The 13,106-nt window shown below is 70.1% G+C and carries 8 protein-coding genes and 3 pseudogenes; 5 read left to right on the forward strand and 6 right to left on the reverse strand.

Annotated features, from left to right (window positions below):
• The first annotated feature begins 221 nt into the window (after positions 1-221).
• Positions 222-2,483: a formate C-acetyltransferase gene (gene pflB / locus JIX55_RS49760; protein WP_257561299.1), complete on the forward strand. Its 2,262-nt coding sequence runs from the start codon at positions 222-224 to the stop codon at positions 2,481-2,483.
• A gap of 17 nt (positions 2,484-2,500) precedes the next feature.
• On the forward strand, positions 2,501-3,226 hold the full coding sequence (gene pflA / locus JIX55_RS49765) for a pyruvate formate-lyase-activating protein (protein WP_257569176.1): 726 nt from the start codon (positions 2,501-2,503) through the stop codon (positions 3,224-3,226).
• A gap of 184 nt (positions 3,227-3,410) precedes the next feature.
• Here the strand turns inward: pflA and JIX55_RS49770 are convergent, their stop codons facing one another.
• The 4 genes from JIX55_RS49770 to adhE form a co-directional block, all read right to left on the reverse strand.
• Positions 3,411-3,791, reverse strand: coding sequence for a hypothetical protein (locus JIX55_RS49770; protein ID WP_257569160.1), 381 nt, complete (start codon positions 3,789-3,791; stop codon positions 3,411-3,413).
• Positions 3,788-4,453 (reverse strand): DUF4389 domain-containing protein, encoded by a 666-nt coding sequence (locus JIX55_RS49775; RefSeq protein ID WP_257569161.1) that lies wholly within the window; start codon positions 4,451-4,453, stop codon positions 3,788-3,790. The genes JIX55_RS49770 and JIX55_RS49775 overlap by 4 nt, the downstream gene beginning before the upstream one ends.
• 373 nt (positions 4,454-4,826) lie before the next feature.
• Complete coding sequence (locus JIX55_RS49780; RefSeq protein ID WP_257561298.1) at positions 4,827-5,528, reverse strand: hypothetical protein; 702 nt, start codon at positions 5,526-5,528, stop codon at positions 4,827-4,829.
• Between the two features lie 158 nt (positions 5,529-5,686).
• A complete protein-coding gene (gene adhE, locus JIX55_RS49785; RefSeq protein WP_257561297.1) occupies positions 5,687-8,347 on the reverse strand; it encodes a bifunctional acetaldehyde-CoA/alcohol dehydrogenase in 2,661 nt (886 codons plus the stop codon).
• Between the two features lie 351 nt (positions 8,348-8,698).
• Between adhE and JIX55_RS49790 the strand changes: the two are divergent.
• Positions 8,699-9,007 (forward strand): annotated as a pseudogene (locus JIX55_RS49790) (NAD(P)-binding domain-containing protein); the annotation flags it as partial.
• Between the two features lie 45 nt (positions 9,008-9,052).
• A pseudogene (locus tag JIX55_RS49795) lies at positions 9,053-9,319 on the forward strand (PTS sugar transporter subunit IIA); the annotation flags it as partial.
• A gap of 266 nt (positions 9,320-9,585) precedes the next feature.
• Here JIX55_RS49795 and JIX55_RS49800 read toward each other — a convergent pair.
• Complete coding sequence (locus JIX55_RS49800; protein ID WP_257569175.1) at positions 9,586-10,311, reverse strand: CBS domain-containing protein; 726 nt, start codon at positions 10,309-10,311, stop codon at positions 9,586-9,588.
• A gap of 1,025 nt (positions 10,312-11,336) precedes the next feature.
• Here JIX55_RS49800 and JIX55_RS49805 point away from each other — a divergent pair.
• Entirely contained in the window at positions 11,337-12,224 is an 888-nt protein-coding gene (locus JIX55_RS49805) for a universal stress protein (protein WP_257561296.1), read from the forward strand.
• Between the two features lie 213 nt (positions 12,225-12,437).
• Here JIX55_RS49805 and JIX55_RS49810 read toward each other — a convergent pair.
• Positions 12,438-12,626, reverse strand: a pseudogene (locus tag JIX55_RS49810) (cation:proton antiporter); the annotation flags it as partial.
• Positions 12,627-13,106: the final 480 nt, after the last annotated feature.

The raw sequence follows: 13,106 nt of genomic DNA on the forward strand, positions 1-13,106 counted from the left end.
GGTCAGACCGGGGCACCTCCATTCGTCGGCGGGGGTGCCCCGGTCGTTCGTGCGCCGGCGGCCAGGCTATGCCGGGCTCGGCCTGACCGGGCCCAACGGCCCGGCAGGCGAGGGACCGATGGCGCGCCCCGGGTACGCCGACAGGCCCTCCCCGCAGGCATCGCGAGCGACGAGCATCGAAAGCACAGAAGTTCACGCGCGGAGCGAGGGAGAGACCGGCGATGACGGCAACAGTGACAGCTGGAGCCCGGACGGCGACCGAGGCATGGCGAGGCTTCGCCGGCTTGCGCTGGCGGGACCACATCGACGTACGCGACTTCATCCAGGCCAACTACACGCCCTACGAAGGTGACTCGGCGTTCCTGGTCGGTCCGACCGAGCGCACCCTCACTGTCTGGCGCAAGGTCGCCGCTCACTTTCCCGATGAGCGGCGAAAGGGAATCTTCGACGTCGACCCGGGGACCCCGTCCACCATCACCTCGCACCGGCCGGGTTTCATCGACCGCGACCGCGAACTGATCGTCGGCCTGCAGACCGATGCCCCGCTGAGGCGGGCGATCATGCCCAACGGTGGGCTGCGGATGGTCGAGAACAGTCTGAAGGCGTACGGCTACAAGGCCGACCCCTTCGTCACACGCGTCTTCGGGACCTACCGCAAGACCCACAACGACGGTGTCTTCGACGCCTACACCCCCGAGATGCGGGCTGCCCGCAAGGCCGGGATCATCACCGGTCTGCCGGACGCCTACGGCCGTGGCCGGATCATCGGCGACTACCGGCGCGTCGCGCTGTACGGCACCGACCGGCTCATCGAGTCCAAGCGGGCTGAGCGTGCGCTGCTGGACGCGTCGGCCTCGAGTCCGGATGTCATCCGTGACCGTGAGGAACTGGCCGAGCAGATACGGGCGTTGGGTGAACTGACGGAGATGGCGGCCTCGTACGGCTGCGACGTCTCCCGCCCCGCCGCCACTGCCCACGAGGCGGTGCAGTGGCTCTACTTCGGCTTCCTGGCGGCGGTGAAGGAGCAGAACGGCGCCGCGATGTCGCTGGGCCGCACCTCCACGTTCCTGGACGTCTACGTGCAGCGGGATCTCGACGAGGGGACCCTCGACGAGTCGCGGGCCCAGGAACTGGTCGACGATTTCGTGATCAAGCTGCGGATCGTGCGGTTCCTGCGCACGCCGGAGTACGACGCGCTGTTCTCCGGCGACCCGACCTGGGTGACGGAGTCCATCGGCGGTATCGGCGGCGACGGGCGCACGCTGGTCACCCGCACGTCTTTCCGCTTCCTGCAGACGCTCTACAACCTCGGCCCGGCCCCGGAGCCCAACCTGACCGTGTTGTGGTCGCCCGGGCTGCCGTCCGGGTTCAAGGAGTTCTGCGCCCAGGTGTCCATCGACACCAGCGCCGTGCAGTACGAGTCCGACGACCTGATGCGTCCGCGCACCGGCGACGACACCGCGATCGCCTGCTGCGTCTCCGCGATGACGGTGGGTCGGCAGATGCAGTTCTTCGGCGCCCGCGTCAACCTGGCCAAGGCGCTGTTGTACGCGATCAACGGCGGGCGGGATGAGATGACCGGCGAACAGGTCGCGCCCGAGGTCGCCGCTCTGACCAGCGATTACCTGGAGTACGAGGAGCTTTCGGCCGCGTACGACCGCATGCTGGACTGGTTGGCGCAGACGTACGTCAACACGCTCAATGTCATCCACTACATGCACGACAAGTACGCGTACGAGCGCATCGAGATGGCGTTGCACAACCACCCGGTGTACCGCTACATGGCCTGCGGGATCGCCGGGCTGTCGGTGGCCGCCGACAGCCTCTCCGCCGTCAGGTACGCCCGGGTGAAGGTGATCCGGGACGACACCGGCCTGGCCGTCGACTACGAGATCGAGGGTGACTTCCCGGCGTACGGCAACAACGACGACCGTGTCGACTCCATCGCGGTCGGCCTCGTGAAGTCCTTCATGTCCAAGGTCCGCCGCCATCCCACCTACCGGAACGCCGAGCACACACAGTCGGTGCTGACCATCACCTCGAATGTGGTGTACGGCAAGCACACGGGCAACACCCCTGACGGCCGCCGTGCCGGAGAGCCCTTCGCGCCCGGCGCCAACCCGATGAACGGGCGGGACCGGCACGGGGTGGCCGCCTCCGCGCTGTCGGTGGCGAAGCTGCCGTACGCGGAGGCCCGGGACGGCATCTCGCTGACGACCACGATCACCCCCGAGGGCCTGGGGCACGACCCGGCCGAGCGCGCCGGCCATCTGGTCGGAATCCTGGACGGGTACATGGCCTCCGGCGGTTTCCACATGAACGTGAACGTTCTGGACCGGGCGACGCTGGAGGACGCGATGGAACACCCGGAGAAGTACCCGGAGTTGACGGTCCGGGTCTCCGGGTACGCCGTCAACTTCGTCCGCCTGACGCGCGAGCAGCAGCTCGACGTGATCAGTCGCACCTTCCACGGATCGTTGTGAGCACCACGGTCGAGCCGATGACGGGCCGGGTCCACTCCTGGGACCTGTCCACGGGAGTGGACGGTCCCGGGACCCGGTTCGTGCTGTTCGTCAGCGGTTGCCCGCTGCGCTGCCTGTACTGCGCCAACCCGGACACCTGGCACATGCGCGACGGGAAACAGACCACCGTGGACAAGGTGATGGCCGAGATCGAGAAGTACCGGCCCTTCATCACCACCGCGGGCGGGGGAGTGACGCTCACCGGCGGCGAGGCGCTGCTGCAGCCCGCGTTCACGGCCGACATCTTCCGCCGTTGCAAGGAGCTCGGTCTGCACACCGCGCTCGACACCTCCGGCTTCCTCGGCGCCCGCGCGACCGACGAGCTTCTCGCCGACACCGACCTGGTTCTGCTGGACATCAAGTCCTTCGACGTCCGCACGTACCGGAAGTTGACCGGAGGGGGCCTCTCCCCGACCCTCAACTTCGCCACCCGCTTGGACCGGCTCGGCGTCCCTGTGTGGATCCGCTATGTCCTGGTGCCCGGCTGGACCGACGATCCGGTGGCCGTCGATGGGCTCGGTGCGTTCCTCGCCGGGCTGAGCAACGTCGACCGGGTGGACGTCCTGCCGTTCCACAGGCTCGGCGCCCACAAGTACGACGTGCTGGGGCTCCCCTTCCCGCTGCGCGACACACCCACGCCGGATCCGGGCCTGACGGAGCGGGTGCGCGAGCAGTTCCGGGAGCATGGGCTGCGGGCCCTTTGAACGAGTGGCCCGTCGCGGGTGAGCGAGCTGCACAAGCCCGAAGAACCCCGGCCGGGGTGATCCGGCCGGGGTTCTGAGCTGCTGCCGCGCTGAGAGCCTTGCCCAGGACGCTTCGGGCGAGGCAGGGCTGGGGGCCGTTGGCCATACGAGCCGTCACGGGGCGAATCGAAGGGCCTGCTCGTCCTCAGTGGACGGAGGCGGGCCAAGTGCACACCACGGCCACGATGACGCCCACGTCGAGCAGTACGCCGACGCTGAGCCACCGGTCGAACCACACCGCCTTGAGGACGAGCCCGCTCACGGCGGCGACGAGGGCCGCTGTGGGCCACCAGCCGCTGCTCGCGAGCGCCCCGGCGCCGGCGATCGCATAGACGATGGCTGTGTACCAGGCGATCGCCAGGGCTGTGGCTCGGGCAGGGGCGGGCGAGACGTGGGCGGCGGCCAGCGCCCACGAGTGTCCGGGGTCGAACGGGGCCGGCTTGGCGGGCCGCTGGGGCGCCGTCCAGACGCCGGGGTGCAGCAGCCCGTGCAGGATCAGGAACGCTGCGACCAGAGAGGCGGTCACGACAGCACCTCCGGTTCGCTCGGTTCCGTGCCCCCCATGTCGAGCCGGAACGGCGGATACGTGTCGGTCATCAGCGCGGCATAGGCGGCGACCCGCAGCACCCACCGGTTGAGGCCGAGGATCAGGTCGAACAGACCCTTCGGGTACTTCTCGGTGAAGAGCAGTGTCACGGCAGCGATCACCGCCAGCACGGCGACGAGCCCGCCGTCCCACCAGCCCATGTGCCAGCCGCCCAGGAAGAAGCCGATGACGATGTAGTGCGGGATGGCCAGCAGCCACCACTTCACCAGCACCAGGCCGCGGGAGAGCCGTACGGGATAGACGATGTCCAGCCGCGCCGGGTAGTCGGGTTCCTCGCCCAGGCTGAATGGCGGATAGCGATCTGTGCCCAGAGCGCCGTACGAGTAGTAGGCGACCCGCCAGCTCCAGCGCATAACTCCGAGATTGAAGTCGAACAGGGACCGCGGATAGCGCTCGGTGAACAGGATGGCGAAGAACGCGATCACGCTCACCACGGTGAAGGCGATCCAGAGGAAGACCAGCACCACGTAGTGAGGGACGAGCAGGATCCACTTCACCAGCCACAGCCACCGGGACAGCGGCGTGTCGAGCACCGCGTTCACCTGGACCGGACGGTCCGTTGCTCCGGCAAGGGTTGTCATGGTGATCAACTCCTTCGGCCCGGCCGCCTGACCGGGCCCATGACCAGCGTGGCCACCGGCCAGGCCCCGCGAGGAGGGCCTGCCGGGGTCGTCCCGGAGGCCGATAGTCCCGGCTACGCCTCTTACCGGTATGTAAGGGGTAAGCACGACAGCGCTGGCCGCTCTCTGCCGCTCCACCGACAGACCGAACAGCAACTCCTCGCGGACCTCTCGCCAGCCGAACGCAGCAGCCTTCGCGACCTTCTCGATCGTGTCCATGTAAACGCCATCGCGATGCTCCGGCAACCGTGAGCAGCTACTCAGCAGGGCAAGGCCCCGCCTCGCCCGTCCGCCTGTGGTGGGCTTCGGCCACCCTGACCAGCGATTGCGATCCTCAACCTCCGATGGCACACGCTTTGATGCTCGGTGCTCGTGCCTGAGTGCGTGTTGTCGTCGTTGTGCCTTGCCTCGCCGCGATGACGATCCCGGCGTTCCACCCGGGCGCGCGCCCATGAGGAGGCAGATCGATCGTGTCCACGGGATGACCGCTGAGAGCGAGCAGCCAGGAGATCAGCGAGTTGGAGTTCCACATGTCGCCGACGCGCAGTTCGTCGCGTCCCCAGGTAACCGTCGGGAAGTCCGGGACGAGATCCAGCACCCGCTGCGCCCGCTCGGCATCCGTGCTCAGGCGCCGGGGACCGGCGACCGCCTCGGCGAGGTCCGGGATGATCCCGTTGCGCCATCGCCGGACCTCGTAGCGGAAGAGTCGCGACCGACCTAGCCACGGCAGCCCCACAGGGCCCTCGGTGACCACGCCGCGATCGGGTTCCATGGTGTGCCGCACCGGGGCCATCTCGATCACGTAGCGGTCGCCGCCGAGTTGGACCTGCAAGGCCGAGTGGTACAGGTCGAGCGCTTCACGGTGTTCGCGATGCGCGACGATCGACTCATAGAGGCGGCCGTTCCAGCGCACCAATCGCACCTCGCCGACGCCCAGGGGCAGCCAATACAGGTCCACGAAGGCACCGGTTCGCTCCGCGTGTACGCGAAGGTCCGAGGCAGTTTTCATGACCAGCCTCCGTTCAGGAGCCTTCACTGGGGTCCATTTCTGACGGTACGGGCCGAGAGGGATCCTCGTATGGGCCGATCAGCCCTGTGTGGGTCGCCGAAAGGCCCCGGACGGGTTGACGCTGGTCCGAGGCCCTGTGGCCGGCTGTGAGGCGCGGGCGCGCTCAATTCCACCCGCGATGGGGCCTACTCCCCGGCTATGCCGGCGGGACCGTAGTAAGCCCCTCGCATGATCTCCTGCATGTCGTCGAGCATGGGCATCCGCGGGTTGGCGGGCGCGCACTGGTCCTCGTAGGCGTTGAGTGCCTGCTGGGGCAGCGCGTCGAGGAAGGCGCGCTCGTCGACGCTGAGGGCCTGGAACGACGGCTCGATGCCCACGGCGTCGCGCAGGCGCTCAACGGCCCGGGCGAGCGACTCCACCCCGGCCTGCGGGGTGGCGGCGGGGAGGCCGAGGGCGCGGGCGATGTCCTGGTAGCGCTCGGGAGCCCGGTAGCTCTCGTACTTGGGCCAGCCGGTGAGCTTGGTCGGGACGGTGCCGTTGTAGCGGATGACGTGCGGCAGCAGAACCGCGTTGGTGCGGCCGTGCGCGATGTGGAAGGTGGCGCCGAGCGTGTGGGACATGGCGTGGACGATGCCGAGGAAGGCGTTGCCGAAGGCCATGCCCGCGATGGTGCCTGCGTTGTGCATCTTCTCCCGGGCCTCCGCGGAGCCCCCGCGGTCGTTCACCGCCGCTTCGAGGTGGTCGAAGATCAGCCGGATCGCGTGCAGCGCCAGCCCGTCGGTGAAGTCGCTGGCGTAGACGGACACGTACGCCTCGATGGCGTGGGTGAGGGCGTCGAAGCCGCTGTCGGCGGCCAGCGCCGGGGGCAGGGCGGTGGTGAGGAGGGGGTCGATGATGGCCACGCTCGGGGTGAGCGCGTAGTCGGCCAGCGGGTACTTCTTGCCCGTGGCCGGGTCGGAGATGACGGCGAACGGCGTGACCTCGGCGCCGGTGCCGGAGGTGGTGGGCACGCACACCAGGCGGGCCAGGCTGCCCAGTGTCGGAAAGCGGAAGGCGCGCTTGCGGATGTCGGAGAACTTGTGCCGCATGTCGGCGAAGTCGATGTCCGGGTGCTCGTAGAGCAGCCACATCACCTTCGCCGCGTCCATGGGCGAGCCGCCGCCGAGCGCGATGATCGTGTCCGGGCGGAAGTCCCGCATGAGGCGGGCACCGCGCTGCACGGAGTCGATGCTGGGTTCCGGTTCGACGTTGTCGATGATCTGCAGTGTCACGGGCCCCGGACGGCGCTTGAGGACGCGGTCGATGCGGTCGACGAAGCCGAGGCGGGTCATGGTCGCGTCGGTGACGATGGTGACGCGGTGGACGTCCGGCATGGAGGCGAGGTAGCCGATGGCCTGCGGTTCGAAATAGATCTTCGGTGGGACCTTGAACCACTGCATGTTGTTGCGGCGCGTGCCGATCCGCTTGACGTTCAGGAGCTGGGGGGCGGAGACGTTGTTGGACACCGACGTGCTGCCCCAGGAGCCGCAGCCCAGGGTGAGGGACGGCAGGAGGCTGTTGTAGACGCCGCCGATGGCGCCCTGCGAGGAGGGTGCGTTGACGATGATCCGCACGGTGTTGATGCGCTTGCCGTACGCCTCCGCCAGCGCGTGGTCCTCGGTGTGGACGACGGCGCTGTGGCCCTGGCCGTGGAAGGCGACCATGTCGGCGGCCAGGTCGAAGCCCTGCTGCTCGGAGCCGGCCCGCAGGACGGCGAGGACCGGGCAGAGCTTCTCGCGGGTCAGCGGCTCGTCCGGGCCGACGCGTTCGGCCTCGACCAGGATGACGGAGGTGCCCTCGGGCACGGTGAAGCCGGCCTGTTCGGCGATCCACGCCGGGCTCTGTCCCACGGCCGCGGCGTTGACCTTGGGCTCGCAGCCCGCGCCCGTCCGACCGGTGGGGAACAGGAACGTCTCCAGCTTCGCCTTCTCCTCGGCGGTCGCCAGGTGGGCGTGCAGGGTGCGGAACTCGGCCAGGGCTGCGTCGTAGATCTCGTCGTCCAGGATGACGGCCTGTTCGGAGGCGCAGATCATTCCGTTGTCGAACGACTTCGACAGCACGAGGTCGTTGACGGCGCGGCGCAGCTTGGCGCTCTTGTGGACGTAGGCGGGGACGTTGCCGGCGCCGACGCCCAGGGCGGGCTTGCCCGCGGAGTAGGCGGCCTTGACCATGGCGTTGCCGCCGGTGGCGAGGATCAGCGAGACGCCCGGGTGGCGCATGAGCGTGCCAGTCGCTTCTACCGACGGTGTCTCGATCCACTGGATGCAGTGCTCCGGCGCGCCCGCGGCGACGGCCGCGTCGCGCACGATGCGAGCGGCCTCGGCGCTGCAGCGCTGGGCCGAGGGGTGGAAGGCGAAGACGACCGGGTTGCGGGTCTTCAGCGCCATCAGTGCCTTGAAGATCGTGGTGGAGGTCGGGTTGGTGACCGGCGTGATCGCGCACACCACCCCCACCGGTTCGGCGATCTCGACCATGTCCTCGATGTCGTCGCGGGCGATGACGCCGACGGTCTTCATACGGCCCATGCTGTGGGTGACGTGCTCGCACGCGAACATGTTCTTGGCGGCCTTGTCCTCGAACAGGCCGCGACCGGTCTCCTCCACCGCCAGGCGGGCCAGGGCGGTGTGCTGGTCCAGGGCGGCGACCGACGCCTTCTTGACGATGTGGTCGACCTGCTCCTGGTCGTGGTCCTCGTAGTCGGCGAGCGCCTTGAGCCCGTTCGTGACCAGCCGGTCGACGGCGATCGCGGTCTCGGACGGCTCGCCGCCCGGGGCAGCGGCTCGGGTTCGGGCGTCCTGTCGGGTCATGGGGGTTGCGCCTCCATCGTCGAGGTCGTGGGCCGGAAGACCGGCGGCGTGCCGTGTGGGGAGCGGCACCGCGGGGGAGCGGCACCGCTTCCACTGCCACCGTCTCGCAGACGCGAGCCGCTACCCAGGCGTCAAAGGTCCCGGCCGGGGCCCGAGAGACCCGTATCGCCGGGGCCGGTCGGCCACCTGACGACGAGAAGTACCGGATCGCGTACCGGGCGGGGTTCACCAGCGCCTGTGAGCGCTGTGGTCGTCCCGGGGTGAGGGTGGGGGGGGTATGGATGTTCGCTTGGTCCTGGCGCCGTGTGGATCACAGCGAGATGTCTGTACCGCCGGAAAGGACCCGCACCCATGCGTTACGCAGTTCTCGGCACCGGCGTCGTCGGCCGGACGATCGCCGGCACACTCGACTCGCTCGGCCATGAGGCCGTCATCGGCACCCGAGACCCGCAGGCCGCCCTCGCCCGCACCGAGCCGGACGCCTATGGCAATCCGCCGTACTCGCAGTGGCAGGCCGAGCACCCGCAGGTCCGTCTGGCGACCTTCGCCGACGCCGCGACCCACGGTGAGGCGGTGGTGAACACCACCGCGGGCGTCAGCAGTCTGAAGGCCCTGCAGTCCGCCGGTGCCGCGAACCTGGCCGGCGAACTGGTCATCGACATCGCGAACCCCCTGGACTTCTCCCCCGAAGCCGGGGACGAGGCCGGGTCGGTCGGTCACCTCGACGGCTTCCTCGCCGACATCGCCGCCCGGAGGATCAGATGCCCACCGGCCTCGAGGGCGGGATCGGCATCCCGCACGCCCGCTCCGCCCACGTCACCCAGCCGAGCCTGGCCTTCGCGCGCAGCCCGCGGGGCGTGGACTTCGGCGCGCCGGACGGCCCGGCCGACCTGATCTTCATGATCGCCGCGCCGGACGGCGCCGACGACGCCCACCTGAGCATCCTCTCCGCACTGGCCAGACGCCTGACCCGGCCCTGGCCGGCCAGGCGCTCGGCGAGTGCGCGGACGGCTGCGCCCTTGTTCTCCGCCGTCAGGTCGAGGTCGATCAGTTGGGGATTGATGAGGGGGACAGCTGAGTCGGTCACGCGCTCTGCTCCTTGCGGATGGGGCTGTGCCGGATGGTTGGGCTGAGGTTCAGGGAGGTGGCGGTGGTGCGGGCGGCGCCGGGTGATGGGGACGCGCGAGCGGTCGTGGCTGCCGTACCAGCGGTGCGTCGCTGAAGCGGGCGCCACAGGACTACCGCTCGGGGAGCCAGTGGTGGGCGATCCGACGCGAGGGGTGTTTCTCGGGCGGGCGGGTGTCGTCGACGCGGAAGGTGAGACTGTTCATCACCCCCACCACGCCGTCCACCCGCCAGGTCAGCTGGACGGCCACCGGGATGTCGCTGCGGCGTTGCAGGCGTCCCTCCAGCGTGGCCGTCCCGTCGTGGACCGAGACGATGACGGTGTGGGGCGGCAGGCACATGGCGCTGGTCAGGACTTGGTCGATGATCTCCTGACGGATCTCCTCGTCGGTGCGAAGGAAGACCCGCAGCAGGTCACGGCGAGTGGCGATGCCGATCAGGCGGTCCTCCTCGTCCACCACGGGCAGCCGTTCGATGTGGTGACGCTCCATCACCCGTGCGGCGTCCGCGACGCGTTGCTCCGGGTGCACGGTGATCGCGGGGGTCGACATCAGCTGCCCGGCGGTCATGGCACGGGCCTTGGCAGCGGCGACACGTGCCTTCCGGCGCAGCGCCGGCAGCCGGAAGCGGCCTTCCTGGTCGCGTCGGGCCTGCGCCGCCTGCCGTCGGACCAGGTCGGTCTCGGAGATCACGCCGAGGACCTTGTCATCGGCGTCCACCACCGGCAGGCCGCTGATCCGGTGCCGGGCCAGCAACTGTGCCACCTCCTTGAACGGTGTCTCCTGGCGGACTTCGACGACCTCGGGAGTCATCACTTCGCCGACCTTGCAGGTCTTCACGGCCATTCCCTCCTCCACCGGTGCAAGCGGAGCGCGACCGGTTTCCCTTGCGTGCGACCCGCGCACACCGTCCCGTATCCCCGCTGGGCCATGTGCTCCTGCGGTGGGCATCGAGGGCCGGAACTCGCGGGTGAGGGCGGCCGGTCCGGTCGCCGCTGTCCCGTTGGACGGTCCCGGGTAGCCGGCCCCTCGATGCCCTTTCAGCCTCCCGCGCACCGGCTTGACGGGGCAGGGCCAACTGGTCCTGAGCTCCCGGGCCGAACTGCCCTCCTGTCGCCTGGACCTGGTCGGTGCCGAGACCGCCACGGCGAAGGCCGGAACGGCCGACCACCTGGCCGGGGTGGCCGGGCTGGGGGGAAGCGCAAACATCAGGTGGGCTCGACAGTTGCGCTCACCTCTGCCACGGCGCCGGCACCGGCTGAGGGCGCGGCGGCGATGCGGAACGACCACGGGTTGAACTCCGTGACGGCCGCCGGCCCCGCCAGACTGAGCCCGGGCTGTTCCGCGCTTTGCGGCGCCGAGTGCCGTAGACGCGGCCAGACGGCATCTGACCAAACGTGCACGAAGTCGAGGGCGGGATATCCGTTTGGTTTCGTCAGGTTGGTGTGGATTCTCCGGTGAGTTCTCGGCTCATTTTTTGGCCATCGCCCAGTGGATCATTGCCGGGACCGTCCGCCGTGTGGCGGGCGGTCCGCCGGTGCGGTGAGGCGGACGGTCGTGAAGCTGTCGGGGAGGAGGGCCCACTCGCTCGTCGCGGATCCTGATGGCGCGGTGCGCAGCTCCCGGCTGCTCCTCCGCGTCTGTACGGCCCTTCGCCAGAGCGGAGGGGGTAAGGCCCGACCCACGACGTCCGGTGGTCGGCGCGCCGGACAACCGGTACAGGACCGGCCGTCACCTGGGCACGTCGCCGCCGCAGGGGAGTGCCGGTCGGCCCTGGCAGTGGCGCCCCCAGGCCCCATGTGAAAGGGGAGTGGCGGGGTGAGTCTGGAGGGTGAGAGCTATGGCGTCTGGATGCGGGAGGCACGATGAGCGGTGTGGTGGTAGTCGGTGTGGACGGGTCGGCGTCGAGTCTCGCCGCGGTGGAGGCGGCGGCTCGGGAGGCGCGGTTGCGCGGGGTGGGGTTGCGGGTGGTGCACGCGTTCTTCTGGCCCGCGATGCACGTGCCTCTGGGCCCGTCACCGCTGGGCCCGCCCGAGGGCGGGATCCGGCACATGGCAGACCGTCTGGTGGCCGAGGCGGTCGAGCGTGCGCGAGCCGCGGCACCGGAGGTCGATGTCAGCCATGCCGTGGTGACCGGTGAGCCGCTGACGGTCCTGGAGGCGCAGTCGCGTGCGGCCGAGCTGGTCGTGGTCGGGTCCCGCGGCATGGGCGGGTTCGTCGGGCTGTTGGTCGGGTCGACCGCGGTGCACCTGGCGGCACACGGCCGGTGTCCGGTGCTGGTCGTGCGTGAGCAGCCGAGTGCGGAGGGCCCGATCGTGCTGGGCGTCGACGGATCGGCTGCGGGCGGGCATGCGATGGACTTCGCCTTCGCCGAGGCCGAGCTGCGGAAGGCGCCGCTGGTGGCACTGCACGCCTGGACCACGTGGAACGCGTCGCTGCCCGCACCGCAGGACGCGTCGACGCCGTACGCGAACCCGCCCGGCGCCCTGGCCGGGGAGGAGGAGCGCCTGCTGTCCGAGGCGCTCGCCGGCCGCCAGGAGCGTTACCCGGGTGTGGTGGTGGAGCACAGGGTGGTCCATGGCGGGACGCGGGAGGCGTTGATGGAAGCGAGCCAGTCCGCCCAGCTGGTGGTGGTCGGGGCCCGGGGGCGTGGCGGGTTCGCCGGGCTGCTGCTCGGCTCGGTCAGCCAGGCCCTGCTGCACCACGCTCACTGTCCGGTCGCGGTGGTGCGGGGAGCGGGTACGCAGCGCTGATCCCGTCCGGTACGAGGCTCGCCGCGTGTTCCGCTGTGCGGAAGGGCGGAGGGCCGGACAGGTGGGCGCGAAGCGGGTGCGGACGGGGCCGCAGACGGCGAGAAGCCTCACGTAGGTGGTGACCAGCGCAGCAAGGCGGCCCTGCCCGGGAGCGGCCAGGCCGATGATGACGACGGAGAACTCGCCGCGGGCGATGAGCGCGGTTCCGGCCCGCAGCCGGCCGCGGTGGCCCGCGCCCTCGCGTCCGGCGGCGTACCAGCCGGAGGCCAGCTCGGTGGCGGCCGTGACCACGGCCAGCGCCACGGCGGCGGGCAGCATCGGCAGCAGGTCACCCGGATCGACGGACAGGCCGAGGGCGAGGAAGAACACCGCGGCGAACAGGTCGCGCAACGGGCTGAGCACCGCCCGGGCCCGGTCGGCGGCGGCCGGGCACCTCGCGGGTCAGGTCGGCGAACCGCTCGGCGATGCGCAAGGCGCCGAGGATCTCGGCGAGGGTGTCGGCCTCCTGGCTGGTGAGCCGGAGGACCGAGTGGGCCTCGTCAGGGTCGTCGCAGGGGTACACCACCAGTTCGAAGTCGCCCGAGCGCTGGGCGACGACCCGATCCGGTCGCCCTCGTGGTTGACGAACTCGTACCGCAGCCCACTCCGGGCAGCAGCACCTCGTTGACGTCCATGTGGATCTCCCCGTCGTCACGCATCCGGATTTCCCGCGCGGGCCCGTGGTCCCGGCCGCCGTGCACAGGTCTTCGGCAGGCGTCGCGGGATACTCAAGCCCTCGTACCGCAGGTGTTCGATCCCGCGCGGCCGGTGATCAGTGTGCTGAGCACCCGTGGGGTACCCGACAGGGCCGAGTGGCCCCTCGGGACGGCCTGGTGGCCCCTG

It is taken from the genome of Streptomyces sp. DSM 40750, from assembly GCF_024612035.1.
Classification (GTDB): Bacteria; Actinomycetota; Actinomycetes; order Streptomycetales; family Streptomycetaceae; genus Streptomyces.

Coding starts and splice junctions, on each gene's coding strand:
- pflB (WP_257561299.1), top strand. CDS start 222: ATGACGGCAACAGTGACAGCTGGAGCCCGGACGGCGACCGAGGCATGG.
- pflA (WP_257569176.1), top strand. CDS start 2,501: ATGACGGGCCGGGTCCACTCCTGGGACCTGTCCACGGGAGTGGACGGT.
- JIX55_RS49775 (WP_257569161.1), bottom strand. CDS start 4,453: ATGACAACCCTTGCCGGAGCAACGGACCGTCCGGTCCAGGTGAACGCG.
- adhE (WP_257561297.1), bottom strand. CDS start 8,347: ATGACCCGACAGGACGCCCGAACCCGAGCCGCTGCCCCGGGCGGCGAG.
- JIX55_RS49805 (WP_257561296.1), top strand. CDS start 11,337: ATGAGCGGTGTGGTGGTAGTCGGTGTGGACGGGTCGGCGTCGAGTCTC.